Annotated in this window: 19 protein-coding genes and 3 pseudogenes; 11 read left to right on the top strand and 11 right to left on the bottom strand. The window is 58.4% G+C overall.

Going from position 1 to position 23,659, the window contains the following annotated elements; translation table 11 throughout:
• Positions 1–63: 63 nt before the first annotated feature.
• From ACR0BK_RS05175 to ACR0BK_RS05160, 4 genes and pseudogenes are all read left to right on the top strand, one after another.
• Positions 64–2,532 carry a heavy metal translocating P-type ATPase gene (locus ACR0BK_RS05175; RefSeq protein WP_480553966.1) on the top strand — a complete coding sequence of 823 codons (2,469 nt, stop codon included), beginning with the start codon at positions 64–66 and terminating at the stop codon, positions 2,530–2,532.
• Positions 2,529–2,918 (top strand): Cu(I)-responsive transcriptional regulator, encoded by a 390-nt coding sequence (gene cueR, locus ACR0BK_RS05170; protein WP_209504709.1) that lies wholly within the window; start codon positions 2,529–2,531, stop codon positions 2,916–2,918. Before ACR0BK_RS05175 ends, cueR begins: the two co-directional genes overlap by 4 nt.
• Before the next feature lie 95 nt (positions 2,919–3,013).
• Positions 3,014–3,892 (top strand): annotated as a pseudogene (locus ACR0BK_RS05165) (NAD(P)-dependent oxidoreductase); the annotation flags it as partial.
• 107 nt (positions 3,893–3,999) lie between these two features.
• Complete coding sequence (locus ACR0BK_RS05160; RefSeq protein WP_480553965.1) at positions 4,000–7,065, top strand: aminotransferase class III-fold pyridoxal phosphate-dependent enzyme; 3,066 nt, start codon at positions 4,000–4,002, stop codon at positions 7,063–7,065.
• Positions 7,066–7,114: 49 nt separating this feature from the next.
• On the opposite strand, the gene ACR0BK_RS05155 is transcribed toward ACR0BK_RS05160, so the two are convergent.
• Together ACR0BK_RS05155 and hemP are read right to left on the bottom strand one after the other, a co-directional pair.
• Entirely contained in the window at positions 7,115–7,591 is a 477-nt protein-coding gene (locus tag ACR0BK_RS05155) for a hypothetical protein (protein ID WP_480553964.1), read from the bottom strand.
• Complete coding sequence (gene hemP / locus ACR0BK_RS05150) at positions 7,588–7,755, bottom strand: hemin uptake protein HemP (RefSeq protein ID WP_480554139.1); 168 nt, start codon at positions 7,753–7,755, stop codon at positions 7,588–7,590. The genes ACR0BK_RS05155 and hemP overlap by 4 nt, the downstream gene beginning before the upstream one ends.
• A 218-nt stretch (positions 7,756–7,973) precedes the next feature.
• Here hemP and gph point away from each other — a divergent pair, with 218 nt between their 5' ends.
• Together gph and ACR0BK_RS05140 are read left to right on the top strand one after the other, a co-directional pair.
• Positions 7,974–8,633: a phosphoglycolate phosphatase gene (gene gph, locus ACR0BK_RS05145; RefSeq protein ID WP_480553963.1), complete on the top strand. Its 660-nt coding sequence runs from the start codon at positions 7,974–7,976 to the stop codon at positions 8,631–8,633.
• Positions 8,634–8,962: 329 nt separating this feature from the next.
• The gene (locus tag ACR0BK_RS05140) at positions 8,963–10,666 is read left to right on the top strand and encodes a SulP family inorganic anion transporter (RefSeq protein ID WP_480553962.1); all 1,704 of its coding nucleotides are present in this window, start codon (positions 8,963–8,965) and stop codon (positions 10,664–10,666) included.
• A gap of 19 nt (positions 10,667–10,685) precedes the next feature.
• On the opposite strand, the pseudogene ACR0BK_RS05135 reads toward ACR0BK_RS05140, so the two are convergent.
• The 4 genes and pseudogenes from ACR0BK_RS05135 to ACR0BK_RS05120 all read right to left on the bottom strand — a co-directional run.
• A pseudogene (locus ACR0BK_RS05135) lies at positions 10,686–10,862 on the bottom strand (D-lactate dehydrogenase); the annotation flags it as partial.
• 34 nt (positions 10,863–10,896) lie between these two features.
• Positions 10,897–11,343: pseudogene (locus tag ACR0BK_RS05130) on the bottom strand (integrase core domain-containing protein); the annotation flags it as partial.
• A gap of 119 nt (positions 11,344–11,462) precedes the next feature.
• Positions 11,463–12,029, bottom strand: a complete 567-nt coding sequence (locus ACR0BK_RS05125) for a tetratricopeptide repeat protein (RefSeq protein ID WP_480475583.1) — start codon at positions 12,027–12,029, stop codon at positions 11,463–11,465.
• 30 nt (positions 12,030–12,059) lie between these two features.
• On the bottom strand, positions 12,060–12,542 hold the full coding sequence (locus tag ACR0BK_RS05120; RefSeq protein WP_480475581.1) for an Lrp/AsnC family transcriptional regulator: 483 nt from the start codon (positions 12,540–12,542) through the stop codon (positions 12,060–12,062).
• A 108-nt stretch (positions 12,543–12,650) separates the two neighbouring features.
• Between ACR0BK_RS05120 and putA the strand changes: the two genes are divergently transcribed.
• On the top strand, positions 12,651–16,049 hold the full coding sequence (gene putA, locus ACR0BK_RS05115; RefSeq protein WP_480553961.1) for a bifunctional proline dehydrogenase/L-glutamate gamma-semialdehyde dehydrogenase PutA: 3,399 nt from the start codon (positions 12,651–12,653) through the stop codon (positions 16,047–16,049).
• 42 nt (positions 16,050–16,091) lie between these two features.
• Complete coding sequence (locus ACR0BK_RS05110; RefSeq protein WP_480553960.1) at positions 16,092–16,835, top strand: rhomboid family intramembrane serine protease; 744 nt, start codon at positions 16,092–16,094, stop codon at positions 16,833–16,835.
• Between the two features lie 18 nt (positions 16,836–16,853).
• Here the strand turns inward: ACR0BK_RS05110 and ACR0BK_RS05105 are convergent, their stop codons facing one another.
• Complete coding sequence (locus tag ACR0BK_RS05105; protein ID WP_480553959.1) at positions 16,854–17,639, bottom strand: inositol monophosphatase family protein; 786 nt, start codon at positions 17,637–17,639, stop codon at positions 16,854–16,856.
• Positions 17,640–17,737: 98 nt separating this feature from the next.
• Positions 17,738–18,643, bottom strand: coding sequence for a LysR family transcriptional regulator (locus ACR0BK_RS05100; protein WP_480553958.1), 906 nt, complete (start codon positions 18,641–18,643; stop codon positions 17,738–17,740).
• Between the two features lie 94 nt (positions 18,644–18,737).
• On the opposite strand from ACR0BK_RS05100, the gene metF reads away from it, so the two are divergent.
• On the top strand, positions 18,738–19,604 hold the full coding sequence (metF, locus tag ACR0BK_RS05095) for a methylenetetrahydrofolate reductase [NAD(P)H] (RefSeq protein ID WP_480553957.1): 867 nt from the start codon (positions 18,738–18,740) through the stop codon (positions 19,602–19,604).
• A 229-nt stretch (positions 19,605–19,833) separates the two neighbouring features.
• Positions 19,834–20,499 carry a DnaJ domain-containing protein gene (locus ACR0BK_RS05090; protein ID WP_480553956.1) on the top strand — a complete coding sequence of 222 codons (666 nt, stop codon included), beginning with the start codon at positions 19,834–19,836 and terminating at the stop codon, positions 20,497–20,499.
• A gap of 49 nt (positions 20,500–20,548) precedes the next feature.
• Here ACR0BK_RS05090 and ACR0BK_RS05085 read toward each other — a convergent pair whose 3' ends face one another.
• Positions 20,549–21,067 (bottom strand): YHS domain-containing (seleno)protein, encoded by a 519-nt coding sequence (locus ACR0BK_RS05085; RefSeq protein ID WP_480553955.1) that lies wholly within the window; start codon positions 21,065–21,067, stop codon positions 20,549–20,551.
• A gap of 248 nt (positions 21,068–21,315) precedes the next feature.
• Between ACR0BK_RS05085 and yghU the strand changes: the two genes are divergently transcribed.
• Positions 21,316–22,194 (top strand): glutathione-dependent disulfide-bond oxidoreductase, encoded by an 879-nt coding sequence (gene yghU / locus ACR0BK_RS05080; protein WP_480553954.1) that lies wholly within the window; start codon positions 21,316–21,318, stop codon positions 22,192–22,194.
• A 59-nt stretch (positions 22,195–22,253) separates the two neighbouring features.
• Here the strand turns inward: yghU and ACR0BK_RS05075 are convergent, their stop codons facing one another.
• Together ACR0BK_RS05075 and ACR0BK_RS05070 are read right to left on the bottom strand one after the other, a co-directional pair.
• Positions 22,254–23,042 carry an SseB family protein gene (locus tag ACR0BK_RS05075; RefSeq protein WP_480553953.1) on the bottom strand — a complete coding sequence of 263 codons (789 nt, stop codon included), beginning with the start codon at positions 23,040–23,042 and terminating at the stop codon, positions 22,254–22,256.
• Positions 23,035–23,622, bottom strand: coding sequence for a uracil-DNA glycosylase family protein (locus ACR0BK_RS05070; RefSeq protein ID WP_480519099.1), 588 nt, complete (start codon positions 23,620–23,622; stop codon positions 23,035–23,037). Before ACR0BK_RS05070 ends, ACR0BK_RS05075 begins: the two co-directional genes overlap by 8 nt.
• Between the last annotated feature and the right edge of the window lie 37 nt (positions 23,623–23,659).

Here is a 23,659-nt window from a genome sequence, read left to right as displayed (position 1 = left end):
CCTTGACCTTCCTGTCACTGGAACCCCCATCTGGTGGGCAGAAAACCACGTGGGATGAGTCGCATGGCGCAAAAAGCACTGACAGAACTGAAAGTCACCGGCATGGGATGCGCGTCCTGTGTGGGCCGTGTCGAGGCTGCGCTGCGTAATGTATCTGGTGTTGATGTGGCCTCGGTCAATTTCGCGACCAAGACGGCGCAGGTGGAATTTGACGGGCCGGTTTCGTCCCTGACTGCGGCGCTGGATGCAGCCGGCTATCCGGCTGAAACAAGTCATGCGGATCTGAGCATCGAGGGCATGAACTGCGCATCCTGCGTTGGCAAGATCGAGCGCGCGTTGGCGTCCACCGCTGGCGTGATCGAAGCGCAGGTCAATCTGGCAACTCGGACGGCTTCGGTGACTTACGCCACAGCTGCAACTACGCCCGAGGCGCTGGCTCAGGTTGTTACCGGAATTGGATACCCCGCGCGTATCCAAGGCGTTGCGGAACCAGAAAGCCGGGAAGACGATGAAATTCAGCGGCTGGTCCGTTCCACAATACTGGCAACGGCACTGGCCCTGCCCGTATTCATTCTTGAGATGGGCGGGCACGTGATCCCCGCCTTCCACCATTGGATACAGGCGACCATTGGAACGCAGACGAGCCATTTGATTCAATTTGCCCTGACCTCGGCTTTGCTGATCGGACCGGGCCGTGTGTTTTACCGCAAAGGTATCCCGTCGCTGATGCAGGGCACGCCGGACATGAACGCGTTGGTAGCACTTGGGACCGGCGCGGCTTATCTGTATTCGGTCACGGCCACTTTCGCGCCCGACCTGCTGCCGCAGGGTACGGCCAATGTCTATTTCGAAGCGGCCGCGGTGATCGTGGTTCTGATCCTTCTCGGCCGGTTGATGGAGGCACGCGCCAAAGGCAAAACAGGGGCTGCGATCCGAAAACTGGTGGGTTTGCAACCAAAAACCGCACGGGTCGAACTGGACGGACAGATACAGGACCGGCCAATCGCCGAAATCGTTGTCGGAGATATCCTGCACATCCGCCCCGGCGAGCGTGTACCGGTGGATGCCGAAGTGCTTGAAGGCACCTCTTACGTTGATGAGAGCATGATCACGGGCGAGCCTGTGCCTGTTGGCAAGTCGGTGGGAGCGCCTGTTGTCGGCGGCACCGTGAATGGCACCGGCGCTCTACGGGTAAGCGCCACCCGGGTCGGTGGCGACACGGCTCTGGCACAGATCATTCGTATGGTGCAGCAGGCGCAGGGCGCGAAACTGCCTATTCAGGGGTTGGTGGATCGGATTACCTATCGCTTTGTTCCTGCGGTCATCGCTGTTGCGGTGATCACCGTCGCGCTCTGGCTGATCTTCGGCCCCAGCCCGGCCCTTCCCCTTGCGCTTGTCGCAGGTGTTTCAGTTCTGATCATCGCCTGCCCCTGCGCAATGGGGTTGGCGACCCCAACCTCGATCATGGTGGGCACCGGGCGTGCGGCAGAAATGGGCGTTTTGTTCCGCAAGGGGGATGCGTTGCAACAGCTTCAGCAGGCGCGCGTCGTCGCGTTGGACAAGACCGGAACCCTGACGCTGGGGCGCCCCGAACTGGACAGCGTGACAACGGCTAAGGGGTTTGACCGGGAGGAGGTTCTACGGCTGACCGCAGCCCTTGAGGCAAGGTCGGAACACCCGATCGCTTCCGCCATCACCCGAGCGGGGCCCGCGACACTGCCAGAGGCATCGGATGTCCGTTCGCTTACCGGGCTTGGCCTGCAAGGGTTGGTCGAAGGCCGCGACGTGTTAATCGGGTCGCACCGGTTGATGCAGCAGAGTGGGATCACCCTTGGAGCTCTGACGGATGAGGCCGAAACCCGTGCCGCTCAAGGGGCAACTCCTCTGTTCGTGGCTCTGGATGGGCAGGCGGCGGCCACTTTGTCCGTTTCTGACCCGATCAAGCCCGGCACAGTGGAGGCGCTGGACCGGTTGCACCAAATGGGGCTAACCGTGGCCATGATCACCGGTGACAACGCGCGCACGGCGCAGGCTCTGGCCGACCGGCTGGGGATTGATCATGTCACTGCCGAGGTACTGCCTGATGGCAAGGTAGATGCAATAACGGCTTTGCGGGACCGGTTCGGAGTGCTGGCCTTTGTCGGTGACGGGATCAACGATGCCCCCGCTCTTGCGGCGGCTGATATCGGCATCGCCATCGGTACCGGCACGGATGTGGCCATCGAAACAGCCGACGTTGTCCTCATGTCCGGTGATTTGCGGGGCGTCGCGAATGCGACCGAGATCAGCCGCCGGACAATGCAGAATATTCGCCAGAATTTGGGCTGGGCCTTCGGATACAATGTCCTTCTGATACCGGTGGCTGCCGGTGCGCTGTACCCGTTTGGCGGCTATCTGCTATCCCCTGCACTGGCGGCTGGTGCAATGGCACTGTCGAGCGTTTTTGTGGTCTCGAATGCGCTGCGCCTGCGCCGCATTCGCGCCAGCCTGCCGGAAACATCAGGTACGGCCACCAAAGAGGTGCACGCATGAACATCGGAGATGTTTCCGCCCGCACTGGCCTGCCCGCCAAGACGATCCGGTATTATGAGGACATTAACCTGATCAAACCAATGCGCGACGACAATGGCTATCGCCGGTTTCGCGACCAGGACGTGCATAAGCTGAACTTTCTGGGTCGCGCCCGGGCGCTTGGGTTCACCATCGAGGATTGCCGGACCCTGCTGGCACTCTACGAAGATGAGACCCGTGCCAGTGCCGACGTGAAACAGGTTGCACGCGACCATCTTGTTCAGATCGAAACCAAGATCGCAGACCTGAACGCCATGCGCGATACGCTAAGTCACTTGATCGACGCCTGCGCCGGGGACGACCGGCCCGATTGCCCAATCCTACGAGATCTGGGTGGGAAAGGCTGACTTGGGGTTGCCCTTTGGGCGCAGCTTTGCTTTGTCTTCGCCAGAGATTTCGGTCAGGCCTGTTTCGCTGAAGCCGACCGAACAGCGGAGAGGATCACAAAATGGCAAAAGTCGCGTTCCTTGGCCTTGGTGTCATGGGCTATCCCATGGCCGGACATCTGCAAGCCGCAGGCCATGACGTCACCGTTTACAACCGTACGACTACCAAGGCCGAGGCCTGGGTCGCGCAGCATGGCGGCGCGATGGCGACCACTCCGGAAGACGCCGTCACGGGTGCTGAGTTTGTCATGGCCTGCGTCGGTAATGACGACGACCTTCGCGCGGTTTGCACCGGCGAGGGCGGCGCGTTTCAGGGCATGTCCGACGGGGCCATTTTTGTCGACCACACGACAGTTTCGGCAAAGGTCACGCGCGAACTTTATGCGGCTGGCCAATCTGAGGGTATCGCTTTTGTGGATGCCCCCGTTTCGGGCGGTCAGGCGGGCGCTGAAAACGGCGTTCTCTCAATTATGTGTGGCGGCGATCAGGCAGCTTATGATGCGGCTGAACCGGTGATGAACGTCTATTCCAAAATCTGCCGTCGACTCGGAGCCAGCGGCGCAGGCCAGATGACCAAGATGTGCAACCAGATCGCGATTGCCGGACTGGTTCAGGGTCTCAGTGAAGCATTGCACTTTGCCGAAAAAGCGGGCTTGGACGGAAAGGCCGTTGTTGAGGTGATCAGCCAGGGTGCGGCGGGCAGCTGGCAGATGGCAAACCGGTATGAAACCATGCTGGATGATCAGTTCGAACATGGCTTTGCTGTTGACTGGATGCGCAAGGATCTGGGGATTTGTCTGGATACGGCCAATGAAACCGGTGCGTCTCTGCCGGTGACCGCTCTGGTCGATCAGTTCTACAAGGACGTGCAGAAACTGGGCGGCGGACGATGGGATACGTCATCGCTGTTCAAACGTTTGCGTGCCTTGGATTGAGGGGCCAGGGGGCTGTCTGCCCCCTCTTGTCCCTTTGGGCCAATTCACCCCCGAGGATATTTCCGGCCAGATGAAGAGGATCCCGGATGAGCGGGACGGAGAAAGAAATGAGCGATTTGGTGAACTTCTGGGCAGACGCGCTGCGCCAACACTGGGGGCTGGACGCACGGTTGACCCGGCTGGATGGCGAGTATGACCTAAACTTTCTGGCGCAGGCCAGAAATGGCCAGGACTATGTGCTGAAAGTCATGCGCGCGGGGTGTGACGCGGGCCTGGTAGATCTTCAAATCGAAGCGCTTGCGCATATCGCCTCTGAAGCACCGGGGTTGCCGTTTCCCAAGGTGTTCCCGGCGTTGAACGGCGCAATGTTGCCGGAAATTTCCGATTCCGAAGGGAAATCGCGGCTGGTGTGGTTGCAGGAACGCCTGCCCGGGCGCTGCTATGCACAAGCGAACCCGAAATCCGAAGAGCTGATCCTGAAATTGGGTCGTGTTCTGGGCGCAACAGATCGCGCGCTGGAGGGGTTTCAGCATGAAGCTTTGCACCGCCCAGATTTCAAATGGGACCTGACGCAAGCGAGTTGGATCAATGACAAGCTGGGCGCCATCAGCGATCCCGCGCGTCGGGCGTTGCTTCGGGATATCTGCAACGAATTCACGGCGATCACGGATAGGCTTGAGGGCCTGCCGAAACAGGCCATTCACAACGACGCCAATGATTATAACGTTCTGGTTGAAGGCGAATTGGGCGAGCGGAGGCGGGTTTCCGGCCTGATTGATCTGGGTGACATGTGTGCAGCACCGCGCGTCTGTGACCTTGCGATCGCCGGGGCCTATGTGGTGCTAGATCATGCCAGACCCGAGCGGGCATTAACTGCTCTCATACGGGGGTACCATGCCGCAAACCGGCTGCAAGCCGAGGAGATCGACCTGATCTGGCCTCTGCTGCGGATGCGACTGGCAGTATCTGTCCTCAACTCGACCCTGATGGCGGTCGAAAACCCGGACGACCCATATGTGACAATCTCGCAGGCACCTGCGTGGCGGTTTCTTGAGAATGCATCCGTCAATGGCGGACTGATGTCTGCGCGTCTTCGGGCAGCGTGCGGGCTGCCGGTCGTGGACGGCGCAGAACGCATCCATGCGTATCTGCAAGAACATCGCGGCCGGTTTTCCCAACTGTTCGGTCAGGACCTAAGCGATGTTCCTATGGGGTCGTTGTCGGTTGAAAATTGTGTGTGGCCCCAGAACCCTTTCCACATGCCATTGGCCGAGGCCGCACATGTTGGTGAAGAATACGGCGAAGGGCTGTGGCTGGGCTATTACAACGAACCCCGCCTGATCTATGCCGAGCCGGGATTTCGCAAAGGGCCTTGGAAAGCCTCGGATCGGCGAACAGTGCATCTGGCGGTAGATGTGTTTGCACCTGCCGGGACAGTGCTGCATGCGCCAATGAGCGGGCGGGTCGAGGTGGTCGAGAACCGAGATCAGCACCTCGATTACGGTGCGGTGATAATCCTGCACCATGAAACGCCGGATGGCGATCCGTTCTACACGCTCTATGGTCATCTGGACCCGGAATGCTGTGACCGGTTGAAACCCGGCGATCCGGTGGCACAGGGGGCGGCGTTCGCCCGGTTGGGCGACGCCAGCCAGAATGGCGGATGGGCACCGCATGTGCATTTCCAGCTGGCGCTGACAACCAATGGCATGGAGGCGGACTGGCCCGGTGTCGGCGATCCGGATGAGATGGAGTTGTGGCACGCAGTCTGCCCGAACCCGGCGGCCTTACTGAACCTGCCGGATGACAAGGTTTTCTACCAACCCACCGACAAGCAGGCGATCCTGCAGGGTCGCCGCGACCACTTTGGCGGCAACCTGTCGCTGACTTATGATGACCCTGTCATGCTGGTACGCGGGTGGAAACATCACCTGTTTGACGAATGGGGCCGCCCCTATCTGGACGCCTATAACAACGTCCCTCATGTGGGTCATGCGCATCCCCGCATTCAGGCTGTAGCGGCGGATCAGTTGAAGCGGATGAACTCGAATACCCGCTACCTGCATCCGGCACAGACAGCTTTTGCTGACAAGATCCTGTCCAAACTGCCCGATCACTTCGAGGTCTGCTTCTTCGTCAATTCCGGAACTGAAGCGAACGAACTGGCCCTGCGGCTTGCCCGTGCCCATACCGGCGCCAAGGGGATCTTGACGCCAGACCATGGCTATCACGGCAATACGAATGCGGCAGTGGCGATATCGGCCTACAAGTTCAACAAACCCGGTGGCATCGGGAAAGCCGACTGGGTCGAACTGGTCGAGGTTGCGGACGACTATCGCGGTTCGTTCAAGCGTGACGATGCAAATCGGGCGCAGAAGTTTGCCGATCTTGTGGACCCGGCCATTGCTGCCCTGCAGGACCGGGGTCAGGGTCTGGCCGGGTTCATCGCTGAAACTTTCCCGTCTGTCGGTGGACAGATCATTCCGCCCAAGGGTTACCTGCCTGCGGTTTATGAAAAAATCCGCGCCGCCGGGGGTGTCTGCATTGCAGATGAGGTGCAAACGGGTCTGGGTCGCCTGGGTGAATATTACTTTGGCTTTGAACATCAGGGCGCGCTTCCTGATATCGTGGTGATGGGTAAGCCAATTGGTAACGGGCACCCTCTGGGTGTGCTGGTCACGACGCGGGCGATTGCCGACAGCTTCAATAACGGGATTGAATTCTTCTCGACCTTTGGCGGATCGACGCTGTCTTGCCGGATCGGCAAGGAAGTATTGGATATCGTCGATGACGAGGGCCTGCAGGACAATGCACGTCAGATGGGTGACCGCCTGATGACCGGGCTGCGCCAGATCGAAAGCGACTTTGGTTGTGTTGGCGATGTACGGGGCATGGGGCTGTTTCTGGGTGTTGAGCTGATCAATCCCGACGGAACCGAAGGAACTGAGATTTGCAGCTATGTCAAAAACCGGATGCGCGATCATCGAATTCTGATCGGCAGTGAGGGACCAAGGGACAACATCCTGAAAATCCGCCCACCGCTGACGATTGAGGCCGAGGATGTGGACATGATCCTGTGGGCGCTAAGGGACGTGCTGTCCGAGGTCGGTGACTTCTCTCCTGCTCCGGTTTGCGATCACGACCATCACCATGCGGGATGCGGGTGCTGCTGAAGGATTGACCCCGGCGCTTTGCCGGGGTTTGACCGTCCTGCAAGCACAGTCAATGCAAAACGGCAGTGCGGGTATCGTGGCCTGTCGTCGGAATCGCATTTCCCGTTGTCATACGTCGGAGCGTCAGGCCCAGTTCCTCCGACAGGGATGCCAGAGCAGGCGCAAAATCCGGGCGCACGATCAGTGACGCCATCATCATCGCATCTTCGCGTGCCCCTTCAGATGCAGCCGCAACCATTTGGGCAAAACAATTCTCATCCGCGCCCAAACATGCACACCCCAGACCGTGCCTGATTAACGGACGTCGACAATGCGTAGCGCAAAGCGAACACAGACGATCCAGCGTCAGCATGGCGGCACGCCCATAATCTGATCCCAGCGCTATGCGAAAATCGCTCGCGACATCAGCGCGCCCCCTTTCGCCCTGACTCCACATCCGCAGATACATCACCGCACCCGCTTCGACTGGATCAAGGTCCGCCAGACGGCCGACCGCGGCACCTCCGCGCATTGAATGCGCGCTCATTTCGTCAGGATCAGTTTACCTGCACGGGTGATGCGCAGGGTATACAATTGGTCGCCCAACTCGATATGTGCCAGGTGGCCACCCTTGGTCAAATCCTCGGCCTTGTGCGCAGGCAGCATCGAGACAGCATAACCTTGAGTTGGGGTCGGGTTCTGTGCATTCATCGGGGGCATCTCCAGAGCGAGTCGGCATGGTGCCATACCTGTTGCGTTTCGTTTGATCTGGCTGACCCGAGAGGGTTGGCTTTCCGTTTCTGACATTAAATCTGATTGTTTTAGTAAGGTAAGTCAAGCGCTGTTTCAAATCAGGTGTCATTGAGCCGATTGCGCCCCTGAAAACGACGGGTTAAGACTTGGGACAAGTATTGAAAGGCAAGCAAAACGTGACCGCAGCAGTTGTTTTTGATCTGGATGGAACGTTGGTCGACAGCGTCGGGGACCTGGCAGCAGCGGCCAATAAAACGCTGAATGGCGTCGGTCACGATCCTATACCCGTTGATGTGATCAGAGGGTTTGTTGGCAATGGCCTTCCCAAACTGGTCGAGCGCCTGATGCGACACTGTGATTTGCCCATGGATCGCCACGCGGAACTCACACAACAGACACTGAAGCATTATAATGCGGCCGTCAGTGCAACGACCGTGCCTTATCCCGGAGTTCCCGAAGCCCTGGAAAAACTGAAACAGATGGGGTGCGTTCTTGGTATCTGCACCAACAAACCCGAAGCACCCGCACGTCACGTGCTGGAGGCGCTCAACCTATCCCGGTTCTTCGACGTTGTTTTCGGCGGTGATACATTGCCAATTCGCAAACCGGATCCGGGCCACCTGCTGGAAAGCTTCAAAGCACTTGGGACCTCGGGCACACGCTTGTATGTCGGCGACAGCGAAGTCGACGCAGAAACAGCTGTAAACGCCAGGATACCGTTTCTGTTGTTCACGGAAGGGTACCGCAAGACCCCGGTGGCCAGTATACCGCACACCGTTGCGTACAGTGCGTCCGAAACACTGCCGACACTCGTGACCAAATTGATCCAGAACTAAGTACGTTCACACGATGTCAGTCATCAAACGAATGGCTTGGGCTTTCGCGAACCCCTAAAAGTTAAGAGGGGCCGGTCGAGGGGGTGTGACCAGCCCCTCATCGGGGAAAGTAAATACCGTGTTTGTGTGTGGTAAGTACGGTAAGTCATGTGTACCCCCGATCGGCAGCCAGCGAAATTGGGGGATTCCCGTAGTTCGGCGAAAATAACTGTAAAACTGGAAAAAACAGCAATTCAGGCCACCCAATTTACCTGTGAAAATTTGCCTATAAGATGGCTTGACGGTTCGAACATTCAGTTCGCAAGCTGAATGCGGGTGAAAGGTAACCCATGGAAAAACAGGCCAGAAATCAGAGAGCGGCGCATCTGCAAGTCCTGCAGGGCATTCTGCCTTTTGACTGTGCGCGCCTTCCGGCGGAAATGCTGGCTGGTCTGAGTTTTGCCTGTCTCGCGATCCCCGAAGTCATGGGTTACACCAAAATCGCCGGCACACCGGTCATGTCCGGGCTGTATACAATCCTGATTCCAATGGCTCTGTTTGCGCTGTTCGGCTCTTCCCGACACCTTGTTGTCGGTGCCGATTCGGCGACAGCAGCCATCACCGCCTCGGGGCTGGCGGGCTTGGCGGTGTCCGGAACCTCCGAGTATCTGGCACTTGCGTCCTTGCTGGCACTTATGGCTGCCATGCTTCTGATAGGTGCGCGTGTCATAGGACTGGGGTTTCTGGCCGATTTCCTGTCCAGAACGGTATTGGTCGGCTTTCTGACCGGCGTAGGCATTCAGGTTGCGACAGGTCAAATCCCCGGATTGTTGGGCATCGAATCCGCTGGGCACGGAACACTTGCGAGATTGAAGGACGTTTATTTCAACATATCCAACGTCAAGTGGCCAACCGTGATCGTCTCATCAGCCGTGCTGGGCATTGTCCTAGGATGCACAAGACTTTCGCGCAAAATCCCGGGGCCATTGGTTGCCATAGTCGGGGTGGTCCTGTGCAGTTGGGCCTTTTCATTCGGCACTTCCGGAATCTCGGTGTTGGGAGAGGTTGCCGGCGGTTTGCCCTCCTTCTCGATCCCGGACGTGCAGTGGAGCTGGACCTTGTTCAAACAACTGCTTCCCACGGCCCTGTCCATCTTCGTTGTCATTCTGGCACAAAGCGCCGCCACATCGCGGGCATACGCCTCAAGATATGATGAGACATTCAACGAAAACACGGACCTGATCGGACTGGGTCTTGCGAATTTCGGAGCCGCATTCACGGGGACATTCGTGGTCAATGGCAGCCCCACAAAGACCGAGATGGTCGCCAGCGCCGGAGGGCGCAGCCAGGTAGCGCAACTGACAACAGTGGTAATAGTTCTGTTGGTTATCCTGTTTCTGACCAAGCCTTTAGCATATCTTCCCACAGCAGCACTGTCGGCCATCGTTTTCCTGATCGGTCTCAAGCTGATCGACCTGCACGGAATGGCAACAATTTACAGGCAGGCCCGGTCCGAGTTCTGGGTTGCCACGGCAACTGCCACCGTGGTCGTTCTGGTTGGGGTCGAGCAAGGCGTCATTTTTGCCATGGTCCTGTCTCTGGTCGACCACACGCGCAGGGGATATCACCCAAAGAATTCGGTAGTATTGCGCACCGAGTCCGGTGGCTGGCGCTCAAAGGGATTGGAAGCGCCAAACCAGTTCGAGCCCGGTCTGGTAATCTACCGGTTTTCCCACGGTATGTACTACGCGAACATGCAGATTTTCACCGAGGAAGTGACAACAATCGTTCAGAACGCAGACGGCAAACTGACATGGTTCTGCATCGACGCCTCGGCAATTGACGTTGTCGATTTCACAGCCGGATTCACTTTGTGCAGTATCGCCAATTTCCTGCGATCCAAGGGGATACGGCTGGTTTTCACGCTGGTCGAGCCAGATGTGAAAGCCGAGCTGGATCGCTACGGCATCACAGAACTGATTGGTGAAACTGCGTTTTATGAAAACGGCAAAGCCCTGCTGGATGCCTATCACACGCGCCCAAATCCCATGTGACCGTTAATCACCTGCAGCTTCACGCCCTGGACATCTTCCCGTTCCTCGGATTGAAAGAGTTGGCCGGATCGCGGCATTTGTAATGCGCAGCCAAATCGGGTTTGGCTTTGTACATGTGCCCCACATATTTTTCGGCAGAATTTTCCGCACCGCACTCGTCAAACAGGGCCAGCATTCCCGCCTTCAGCGCGCTCGGTCGCGTGCCCCTATCGGGTAGTCCGGTTTGTTTGTTAGTGCATCGTGGGCCTCTGGTCTATCGGGACGATGCTTTCGGGCGCAGGCGGGCAGGAGCCCAACGCGCTGTGCGGCCTGACGGTGTTGTAGTGGATACGAGATTGCTCGATCAGAGTTTGCGCCTCCTTTAGGCTTTAGAAGATTTCGCCGTTGAGCAGCTCGTCCCGGAACCGGGCGTTGAAGCTTTCGCAATGACTGTTCTCCTAGGGTGATCCCGGTTCGATGTAAGCCGTCTTCGCCCCGACAGCTGCAATCCACTCCCGCACCTTCTGGGCGATAAATTCCGGCCCATTGTCGGATCTTATGAATGCCGGCGGGCTGCGGAGGATGAACAGGTCAGTCAATGCATTCAGCACATCTGTTGAGTTGAGCTTACGATCGACGCGGATCATCAGCGCCTCGCTGGTGTATTCGTCAATGATGTTCAGCGTCCGATACACGCCCACGCCAGTCAGAACCCATACCACTGGATAGCCAGCCAACAACTCCGAAGGGGTCCAACACAACCAGTTTGCCCGCAAAAAGGTTCGGTTTCCCTTGCGGTTCTTTCGAAAACCCTGCGTCAGATATCTTGACCGGGCGGTTCCAAAAGACCGCCGGGTTCTAACAATGCCCGCTCTGACAGCCATGGGTTAAGTTCTAGCGCCTCGGCAAGGGCAGCGCGCGCGTCGTCAAGGCGCTTCAGACCCAACAATGACAAGGCGCGACCGCTCAGCGCACCTATGTGGTTCGGCGACAACTCGATCGTGACATTCAGATCCTGCAAGGCAGCAGCGAAGTCTTGTCTGAGATAGTTCACAAATGCGCGCTGATTGTAGCCTTCGGCGTAGTTCGGGCAGTAATCGACAAGCTGGTCAAGCTCTTCCAACGCGCCCAGTAAATCCCAAGCCTCCCGCCGTGCCATTCCCCGGTCCAGCAAGCCTTGCGCACGCGCATCCGGCGCGTCCGTCCAAAGCTCCCACATCTGGTTGGAAATAACGCGCGCATCACTTTGCGATTCTGCCTTCCGAACCTGATTGATTAGCGCATCCACACCTTCTGAATGATCCGGAGCATCAGGGCAGGACTGGGCGTGCGCCGCACAAGACAAGGCAACAACAGAAAGAGCAGCGAGGAAAGCATGTGTCATGTACCAAGGATGGCTCGTAATCCTGATCCGTCAAGCCTGATGCTCGAACCCACCCAAACTGCCGGCTTCCTTAACCGCCTCCATCGCCACAAAGGTCGAGGTGCTGGCGACATGCGGCATGGATGAAATCTTTTCGGCCAGAACACGACGATACTCTGACATCGTGGCTGTGCGGACCTTCAACAAATAGTCGAAATTCGAAGCAATCATATGGGCTTGCTCGACCTCGGCAGTTTTTCGGACAGCCGCATTGAACTCGGCCAGTGCCTTTTCGCGGGTATCGGTCAGGCGCACTTCGACAAAGGCAACGTGGTCCAGCCCCAGTCTGATCGGATCCAGCATCGCCCGGTATCCTTTGATCACCCCGCTTGCTTCAAGCCGTTTCAGGCGCGCCTGTGTCGGTGATTTCGACAGACCAATTTCGCGCGCAAGATCGGCGACCGAAATACGCCCATCCTCTGCCAGAATTCTCAGAATCGACCGGTCAAACCGGTCCAGGTCAGGAAAGTTCATTTGTGCTGCTCTCTGGCGAAATTTCAGGTGTTCCGCCTTCAACTATCGTAAACTCAGGCGATTGTCCTGAGTTTTCGCAGGTATATTGGCACAAAGACCGGAGGACTCATGTCTCATACCCTGCGTACATTAATCGACACCTCAACCTATGCTGACCAGTCGGCGATCCTTGAAACCCTGATCTCTCAGGCCAGCCTGAGCGCCACAGACCGCGCCGCCATCAGCGCCGCCGCCGCGCAGCTTGTGCGCGACATCCGCTCCAGCACGTCTCCGGGGTTGATGGAGGTGTTTTTGGCCGAATACGGCCTGTCCACCGACGAAGGCGTCGCCCTGATGTGCCTGGCCGAAGCGCTGTTGCGCGTGCCGGATGCCGACACGATTGACGCGTTGATTGAAGACAAAATTGCCCCTTCGGACTGGGGCAAGCATCTTGGGCACTCGTCTTCATCCTTGGTGAACGCCTCAACTTGGGCGCTGATGCTGACGGGCAAGGTTCTGGACGAAGGCAAGGCCTCGCCTGTTGGCGCCCTGCGCGGGGCCATCAAGCGATTGGGTGAACCCGTGATCCGTACCGCCGTGTCGCGGGCGATGAAGGAAATGGGGCGGCAATTCGTGTTAGGTGAATCCATCAACGCCGCGATGGAGCGTGCGCGCGGGATGGAAAACAAGGGATATACCTACTCCTACGACATGCTGGGAGAGGCCGCGCGAACCGAGGCGGACGCCGCGCGATATCACCTGTCGTATTCACGCGCCATCTCGGTCATCGCCGAAGCCTGCACCCATGAGGATATCCGCGCCAACCCGGGAATTTCAGTCAAGTTGTCAGCCCTGCATCCCCGTTATGAATTGGCGCAGGAAAAGCGCGTGATGGATGAACTGGTTCCCCGACTGCGGGCGCTGGCCCTTTTGGCCAAGGCCGCTGGTATGGGGCTAAACGTCGACGCCGAAGAGGCGGATCGCCTGTCTTTGTCACTGCAGGTGATTGAGGCGGTGATGTCCGATCCGGCGCTGGCCGGCTGGGATGGGTTCGGCATCGTGGTTCAGGCTTATGGGCCACGCGCGTCGCTGGTTCTGGACACGCTCTATGACATGGCGGAACGCCACGATCGCAAGCTGATGGTCCGTCTGGTCAAAGGCGCCTATTGGGATACCGAGATCAAACGCGCGCAGGTCGAAGGTGTGGACGGCTTTCCCGTCTTCACCCACAAGGCGGTCACCGATGTGTCCTATATCGCCAATGCGCGCAAATTGCTGGGCATGACAGACCGGATCTATCCGCAATTCGCCACCCACAACGCCCATACAGTCAGCGCCATCCTGCACATGGCCGAAGGTCAGCCTTTTGAATTTCAGCGCCTGCATGGCATGGGCGAGACATTGCATCAGCTTGTGATGAACAGGCAGAAGACCCGCTGCCGCATTTATGCACCGGTTGGCGCGCATCGTGACCTGCTGGCCTACCTTGTGCGGCGTCTGCTGGAAAACGGAGCGAACTCATCCTTCGTCAACCAGATTGTCGACGATAACGTCCCGCCGGAAGTGGTTGCCGCAGATCCGTTTGTTACTGTTCAAACGCCTCCGCCCCCGCTGCCCACCGGCCCCGAACTGTTCCAGCCGGATCGCCCCAATTCCAAGGGCTTCGATCTGCACCACACCCCGACGCTGGACAAGGTTGACGCAGCGCGGGACCAGTTCCGCGCGTATCACTGGTATGCACAACCCTTGCTGGCTGACGCTGCCAAACCCCAAGCGGATGAGCAGGTAATCAACCCGGCGAATCCTGCCGACAAGCCCGGCGCGGTGGCTCCGGCGAGTGAAGCAGATGTGGAACTGGCGCTGGCTTCGGCAAAGCCATGGCAGGCCCCGGCAGTCGAACGTGCCCGTATCCTGAACTCTGCCGCCGATCTTTATGAAACACATTACGGCGAGTTGTTCGCCCTGCTGGCGCGTGAGGCTGGCAAGTCGCTGCCCGACGCGGTGGCGGAACTGCGTGAGGCGGTGGATTTCCTACGTTACTACGCCGCCAACATTCCTGATGCCGAGCCCGCTGGCATATTTACCTGCATCAGCCCGTGGAACTTCCCGCTGGCGATTTTTTCCGGGCAGATTTCGGCTGCTTTGGCGACCGGGAACGCCGTTTTGGCCAAGCCTGCGCCGCAGACACCCCTGATCGCGCACCGCGCCATTCAATTGCTGCATGAGGCTGGTGTGCCGCGCGACGCGCTGCAATTGCTGCCGGGTGGTCCGGCCGTAGGCGCGGCGCTGACATCGGATGCGCGCGTCTCGGGCGTGGCCTTCACCGGTTCAACGGCAACCGCTCTCAGGATACGGTCGGCAATGGCTGGGTCCATGCGCCCCGGCACCCCGCTGATCGCGGAAACCGGCGGCCTGAACGCCATGATCGTTGACAGCACTGCACTTCCGGAACAGGCTGTGCAATCGATCATTGAAAGTGCCTTTCAATCCGCAGGCCAGCGGTGTTCGGCACTGCGATGCCTGTACCTGCAACAGGATATCGCAGATGACGTGCTGACCATGCTCAAAGGGGCAATGGATGCCCTGCGCATCGGCGACCCCTGGCTGATCTCTACCGATTGCGGCCCGGTGATCGACGCGCAGGCCCGGCAGGTCATCGCCGATCACGTCGCTACGGCACGGGCCGAAGGACGCGTTCTGAAAGAGCTGCCGCTGCCGCCCGAAGGCATCTTTGTTGCCCCAACGTTGATCGAAATCTCGGGCATTGCCGCGCTGAAGCGTGAGATTTTTGGCCCCGTGTTGCACGTGGTAAGATTCAAAGCGCAGGAGATCGACAAGGTCATCGCGGATATCAACGCAACCGGATACGGGCTGACCTTTGGCCTGCAAACCCGGATCGACGACCGGGTGCAGCATGTGACCGAAGCTATCCATGCCGGAAACATCTATGTAAACCGCAATCAGATCGGTGCCATCGTTGGCTCCCAACCTTTTGGCGGTGAAGGGCTGTCAGGCACCGGTCCGAAGGCGGGCGGCCCGAATTACATGGCCCGGTTCTGTGCACCGGATCGGCAAACCACGACAGAAACCTGGGAGCATTTGGGAGACCTACCTGCTCCTCAGGGCCAGCCTGCCCCAATCCGGACCCGTTCTCTGCCCGGCCCAACCGGAGAATCGAACCGGCTGAGCGAATATCCCCGCCCGCCTCTTCTGTGCATGGGGCCGGGGGAAACGGCAGCGCGCGTGCAGGCTGACGCCGTACTGGCGCTGGGTGGCACGGCCATTCAGGCAACCGGAATGCTTGACCTTCACCGGTTGGAGAACCTGACCGGTATCTCGGGTGTCCTTTGGTGGGGCGACGCTGAAACCGCGCAGCAGATCGAACAGCACCTGGCCCGCCGGAACGGTCCCATTGTGCCCCTGATTCCGGGCAGACCCGACCGCGCGCGTGTGCTGGGTGAACGCCATGTGTGTGTCGATACGACCGCAGCCGGTGGAAACGCTGCGTTGTTGGGAGGTGCGGCATAAGCTTGTCTTGACGCTGGGCGCGCAAAAGCCCAGCGTCACCTCATGTTTCCGATCCGCGACCATAACCCCTCAGGGCGCACGCCTTATGTTGTCTACGCCTTATTGGCGGCCAACATCCTGATCTTCCTCAGCTATGTGGGGATCATGAATGATGCGCCACTTATCAACCGGCTGTTCTTCGACTATGCCATCATCCCGGCGCGGGTCAGTGATGGGGTTGGTCTGGAAACCCTTGTGACATCCATGTTCCTGCATGGGGGCTGGATGCATCTTGCCGGGAACATGCTGTTCTTATGGATATTCGGCGACAATCTGGAAGACGAAATGGGCCATCTGCCCTTTTTGCTGTTCTATCTGGTCGCAGGTATCGGCGCAGGTCTGATCCATGTGATTACAGGGCCGGACTCTCAGGTGCCTACCGTCGGCGCCTCGGGCGCGATTGCGGGTGTCATGGGTGGATACCTGCTGCTGTTTCCCAAGGCGCGTGTGGATATTCTGCTGATCCTGGTTGTCTATTTCAGGGTCTTTACCATCCCCGCTTTCATCATGCTGGGCGTATGGCTGGCGATTCAGTTCTTTGGCAGCGTCACCAGCAACCCGGACGAAGGCGGTATCGCCTATTGGGCCCATACCGGCGGGTTTGCCGTGGGCCTGCTCCTATGCGTGCCATTGTGGCTGCGGCGCGGTGGCGTGCAGTTTTGGAACCGCACGCACGGGCACCCGCCCCACCCAGAGGCAACGTACAAGCTGTCGCAGTCACGTATTCCGCGCGTTCCGCGTCGATAAAGCTGGGCTAAGGGACGATCAGCCCCGGATGACTTTGGCGAATTGATCAAATATCGGTTCATTCGAACAGATCACTTCACCATCTTCCAGCACATTGCCTTCGGGGTTCAGGGCCTGTACGAAGCCGCCCGCCTCTTTCACGATGATGATACCGGCGGCAACATCCCACGCGTTCAGGCGGCGTTCCCAGAAACCTTCGTACCGACCCGCGGCCACATATGCCATGTCAAGCGCCGCAGCCCCCCAACGGCGCACACCGGCGCAGACGGGCATCAGACGCGCCAGATCCTGCAGGGTTGCAGGCAGGTCAGAACGACCCCCAAAGGGCAGGCCGGTTGCAAAGATCGATTCAATCATGCGGTGACGCCCCGACACACGAATTCGGGTGTCGTTCATCCACGCACCTTCGCCTTTTTCAGCAAAGAACATCTCATCCTTGGCAGCATCATAGATCACGCCAGCAACGATCTTGCCCTTATGTTCCAGTGCAATCGAAATTGCCCAATGCGGCAGGCCATGCAGAAAATTGGTGGTGCCGTCCAGCGGATCGACGATCCAGCGGCGGGTCGGGTCTTCTCCGTCGATGAAACCGCCCTCTTCGGCCAGCCAGCCATAGGTCGGGCGTGCGCCCAGCAATTCGTCCTTCAGGATGGCCTCGGCCGCGATGTCGGCCTTGGAGACAAAGTCGCCCGCGCCTTTCATCGACACCTGCAGATTCTCGACTTCACGAAAGTCCTTGACCAAAGAACGCCCCGCCTTGCGCGCGGCCTTGATCATGATGTTGAGATTTGCACTGCCAACCATTGTAAAAGGGCTCCTGTCCGGTCAAACCGCGCGTATACTGCCGCAAGGCTTCCTTGCCAAGAGGAATGATACGCATAACAGACCCGCAGAAAACGCCTCTACCGGGATTGCAGCTTGCGCGCCTCTTCGCGGGCCAGTTTCACCAGTTCCTGCACGTAGGGTTTATCCAGATCATCTGATCGGACCGCTGCATAAAGGCGACGCGTGATCCCCTCTTTAGTCAGGGGCCGGGTCACATAGTCCGAGTTGTATTTGACCTCGCGCACGACCCAATCCGGCAGAACCGAGATGCCTCGGTTTGATGCCACCAGAAGCAGGATGACAGCTGTCAGTTCCACCTGCCTGATCGAGGCAGGTTCGACCCGTGCAGGGATCAACAATTGGCTGAACACGTCCAGACGTGTGCGCTCCACCGGGTAGGTGATCAGAGTCTGGCCTCGGAAATCCTCAGCCTCGATATAGGCTTTTTCCGCCAGTGGATGGGCTGATGCAGCGACAAAGACGGGGTTGTAGTCAAACAGTTCCACAAACTCGACACCCGGCAGATCTTCGGGATCGGATGAGACCACCAGATCAACCTCTTCCTTCTGCAAGGCTGGAAGGGCGTCGAAGGCCAGACCGGGTCGAATATCTACATCCACGTCGCCCCAGGATTTCCTGAAGGATTCGAGAACCGGAAACAGCCATTCGAAACATGCGTGACATTCGATGGCGATATGCATCCGTCCGGTACGCCCGTCCCGCAGCGATGAAAACTCATTCTGTGCCGCCTCGACCTGCGGCAGGATCTGCTCGGCCAACCGCAGCAGACGCAAACCGGCGGCTGACAGCTTCATCGGCTTTGAACGTCGCAGAAAAAGCTCGACCCCGGCCTGATCCTCCAACCCTTTGACCTGATGACTCAATGCGGATTGGGTGATGTTCAATTGGTCGGCAGCGCGTGCCAACCCACCACATTCATGGATCGCCTTGATGGTTCGCAGGTGCCGGAATTCAATGTGCATCTCAAGTATCGTTCATGTTGTTGTTGAATAATATGAGTTTGTCTCACAATGCCTGTCATGGCACAAGATAGTCAGTTGATCCAGTGAGGCAGCCATGTCCAAACCCGAAATTTCATTCGAGTTCTTTCCGCCCAAAACTCTGGAGGCTTCTTTCCGCCTTTGGGATACGGTCCAGACATTGGCACCGCTGGAGCCTCGTTTTGTTTCCGTCACCTACGGTGCAGGCGGTACGACCCGGGAACTGACGCGCGACGCGGTCGCAACCCTGCATAAATCGTCTGGCCTGAACGTCGCCGCGCATCTGACCTGTGTCGACGCTTCGCGGCAGGAAACGCTGGAAATCGCCGACACATTCGCACGTGCGGGCGTGCAGGACATCGTGGCCCTGCGGGGCGACCCGCCGAAAGGGCACGACCGGTTCGTACCGCACCCAGAAGGCTTTAACAGTTCGATTGAGTTGATTGAGGCGCTGGCTGAAACCGAAATGTTCAGCATCCGTGTCGGGGCCTATCCTGACAAACACCCTGAAGCTGCGGACATGTCAGCAGACGTGGACTGGCTGAAGGCCAAACTTGACGCGGGCGCTGACGAAGCCCTGACGCAGTTCTTTTTCGAGGCCGAAACCTTCTTCCGTTTCCGTGACGCCTGCGCCAAGGCGGGCATCGACAAACCGATCGTTCCGGGCATTCTGCCTATAGAAAACTGGGCAGGCGCGCGCAAGTTCGCCAAAAGCTGCGACACGCATATTCCCGATTGGGTCGAACAAGCCTTTGAAAAGGCCGTGCGCGACGGGCGTGAGGATCTGCTGGCAACTGCGATCTGCACCGAGTTGTGCTCGGACCTGATCGAAGGTGGCGTGGACAAGCTGCATTTCTATACCCTGAACCGTCCCGAACTGACGCGCGATGTGTGCTTTGCCCTTGGGATTACACCACAAGTCGATCTGCAAAACGTCGCCTGACATCTGAAAAATCCAATGATTCGCCCGAGTTACGAACATGCCCGGGCGTTTTCCTTTTCTTATGCGCGACCTGTTTCACAGTCGCATCCGCGAATTCACGCCTTTGCGGAACAATGGAATCTTCGCATCGCGATTGTTGTCAGCTTTCCTCTCAATCAAACGTGAGATTTGACAAAACCATGCCCTCGGCAACACTAGGGGTGTGTAGTTTTTAATGAGTGTTTTGAGTATGGAACCTGTCGATAAGGTCAGGGCACGCACGGATGCCCTGGCAGATCTGGGCCTGAACCCGTCTGCCAATTCCAGTGAAATACGAGAGGCCTGGCGTCACATCGCCTTTCACACGCATCCGGATCATAAGGAAGGCGACAGTTCCGGGTTTTCGCGCGCCAAGGCAGCCTATGATTTTCTGCGCAAAGAAGGGCTCGCGACAAAGGGCGGCGCCGCTGCTGGCCCGCCACAACCACGTCGGGCGCGGCTGAAAAAACGTATCATCGAGCTTCCGCAGGAGGATATTGCCGCCTGCGAGGCGATGCTGAATCCTGGGCAAGCGCTGTCGCATATGAACAGTCAGCCGGGTATTCAACCCAAATGCTGCAGTAGTGTTGCTGACCATGTTCCCGACGCGGTCGGATGCTATGGGCGACACCTGACTTACTTCGTCACAACACCGGTCAATCAGGGCCCAAATCGTGTGGCTTTGCCAACGACCGTTCTGACCAGTGCGCGGCACACCACAGCGGAAATCCTGAGCTTTCAATCCAGCGACACGGGCGCTGGGGAAGTCGTCATTCCCGATACGATCCGAGAGCGCAAATTTCCGGGTGCCAAGAGCGTCAGGATTCGGTTTGACGCCGACCAGACGATACGGGATCAGTTCTGGCTTGCTGGCTGAACGAAAAAGCCCGGCTGGGTAAGCCGGGCTTTGTGCAATTTTGGCCGGGTCAGTTTTTCACCGGACCTTCCGAGGTAAATTTCGGGATCACGCTGGTCGAGGCGTCAGACGGCTCGATACCCGGCCAGTTGCCTTCAGCAAGGTTGATGTTGCCCGGAATGTCTTCTTCGAAGAACCCGACGACCACATCCGTGATGTTGAGATACAGCTTGTCGTCAACGATCCGCCACAAGTTCGGGTTTGCCGGAACCTTGCCACCGCGCGACACGCCATAGGCGCAGTGCCCATCATATTGCGGCGCATAATAGGCCGGGTTTTCCAGAAATTTGTCGCGGTTTTCCTCGGACGAGAATGCCCAGGTTGCACCATTGTATTCGGCAGTGATGCTGGCATTGCCACGCACGCCTTCGTGCTGTGGCTGACCTACCGGTACCTGATCCAGGTTGCGATAGGCGACAACATCATACCCCGAGACGGCAAACCCTGTGCCGTCAATATATTGCGGCCCAGCAAATGCCGGAACGGCCAGGGCCAGGGCCGCAGCAAAGGTCAAAGCAAAGCGTTTCATGTAGTTTATCCTTTTCGTACCAGCGGTATCGGTGACGCCGTGATGGCAGGTCTGGCAAAACAATATGCGATTCCCATTCTGTTCGTAGCCCTCCTCGCGCCGCTGTGACCCCTCTCGAGCAAACGTGAGAGTTTGGTCGCGGATTATTACAAATTAAGCCGGAAAAGCTGGGTTGGACTCGGCGGATTGCAACACTACCTGTAAGACTGCACCGAACGCGGCCCGGACAAAGGCATGAAAGGCAAGACATGAGCGACCAATCTTCGTATACCCCCCCAGCAGTCTGGACATGGGACAGTGAAAGTGGCGGACAGTTCGCCAACATTAACCGACCTATTGCCGGCGCAACTCATGACAAGGACCTGCCGGTTGGACGTCACCCTTTGCAGTTGTATTCCCTTGCCACGCCCAACGGTGTCAAAGTCACCGTAATGCTGGAAGAGTTGCTGGCATTGGGTCACGAAGGCGCTGAATACAACGCCTGGCTGATCAACATCAGCGATGGCGACCAGTTCGGTTCAGGGTTTGTCGAGGTCAACCCAAACTCGAAAATCCCCGCCCTTTGGGATCGCTCTGGCGACAAGCCGGTTCGGGTGTTTGAAAGCGCCTCGATCCTGTTTCATCTGGCTGAGAAGTTCGGAGAGTTTCTGCCCGCGTCCGGGCCGGAACGGACCGAAGTCATGAACTGGCTATTCTGGCAAATGGGCAGCGCCCCTTATCTGGGCGGCGGGTTTGGCCATTTCTACGCCTACGCGCCTGAAAAGTGGGAATACCCGATCAACCGCTTCGCGATGGAGGCAAAACGCCAGTTGGACGTTCTGGACAGGGAATTGGCGAACAAGACCTATATCGCGGGCGAGGAATATACGATCGCCGACATGGCGATCTGGCCGTGGTACGGTCAGCTGGTTCTGGGCCGACTTTATAGCGCGGCAGAGTTCCTTGACGCGGAATCCTACAAGAACGTGGTGCGTTGGGCCAAGGCGATTGACGCGCGGCCTGCGGTTCAGCGTGGCCGTATGGTCAACCGCGCCTTTGGCGAGCCGCACACGCAGCTTCACGAGCGCCACGACGCCAGCGATTTCGAAACACGCACGCAAGACAAACTGGAAGCTGCTGCGGAATAGCAGCGTCCCATCCTAGTGCCACGCGGCGCAATATGCGCCGCGTGTTTGCGTTTTGGTCGTTACTTCAGAATTGGTGGTTTCGCGGGATTGCTGCCCGGTACCTCGCGCACCAGATCTGCAACCTGCGGTTCGGGCAGGTCAAAGCGAAGCCCCGTCTTCGCTAGCAGCGCGGCAGCGGCGTCATCTGTGGCAAAGAACCCGACATCCATCGCCCCCGCCTCGATACCTGAAAACGTCAACGCCTCCGAAGCTGCCTTGGCCAGCGCTGGCTCGGCCCCTTCAACCGCTCCGACAAACCCTAGCAAATGACCCTGAGCGCCCGCTTCTGATTTCGTGGCGACCAGATAGGCCGCACTGGCAAGGCCGCCAGCAGTTGCCAGCTTTGCATCAAGGGCGGTCAACAGGCTGTCTGGCAAACCGGCGGGCGGCATGAACTCGGCAAGCTTTTCCTCGACCTCTTCCGGGCCATGCAGCAACGTTTCGGCCAGCCAGCCCAAGGCCTCGGCAGGCACCAGCATGGATGATGGGGCAGTTTCCAGGTTCAGGCCCAACCCGATCTCCTGCCCTGCCAGCATCGCCGACAACACACGCCCCGACAGCGCAACATAAGGCACAGGCCTCCCCGCAAACTGCGCCAATCGTTCCTCGCGGTCGAAAGCCAACACAAAGCGCCCGTCGGCCACATCGAACACTTCGGGCGAGATGTTTTCGCCCACCGCTTCTTCTGTCAGCATCAAGAACAGCTCACTATCAGCAAGCCGTTCAAAAAACCGCAGACGGGCAGCATCGTTCTGCGGATCTGCCAGCATCGCGGCATGCGCCGTGTCCAACGCTGTGGTTTCAGTCATTCAGCACCTCTTGGACCCGCGCGCGCAGAACCGGCAGTAGTTCTGCCTCGAACCACGGGTTTTTCTTTACCCATGCCGTATTCCGCCAGGACGGATGAGGCAAGGCAAAGACCCGCGGCGCATGGTCCTGCCAGTTCCGAACGGTGTCCGTCACCGAACCCCGCGCGCCCAGATGATATTTATGCGCATGACCACCGACCAACACCGTCAACGGCACCTGCCCCAGTTCCTGCATCACCCTGTCATGCCAGGTATTGCCGCATATCGCGGGCGGAGGAAGGTCAGAGCCGCGGGCATCATAGCCGGGGAAACAGAATGCCATGGGCACTATCGACACGAGGTCACGATCATAAAACACAGGTGCATCGACCCCAAGCCAGTGGCGCAGCCTGTCGCCTGACGGGTCAGTAAAGGGCTGCCCCGACTCGTGCACGCGCGCACCCGGTGCCTGCCCTGCGATCAGGATGGGTGTTCCGCGCCGAAACCAAACCACCGGGCGGGGTTCATGAGCAGTTTTGGTTTGCGCAAAGGACGCAGCGCACAGGCGGCACGCGCGGATTTCGCCATCTAGATTTTCCATCTGGTTGCGTAACCTCCCAAAGCTGTTTTGCAAAGAT

The sequence above is a fragment of the Ruegeria sp. AF1 genome, from assembly GCF_056542125.1.
The sequence above is the reverse complement of the archived record's forward strand: the minus strand, read 5'-3'. Positions and strand labels throughout refer to the sequence as shown.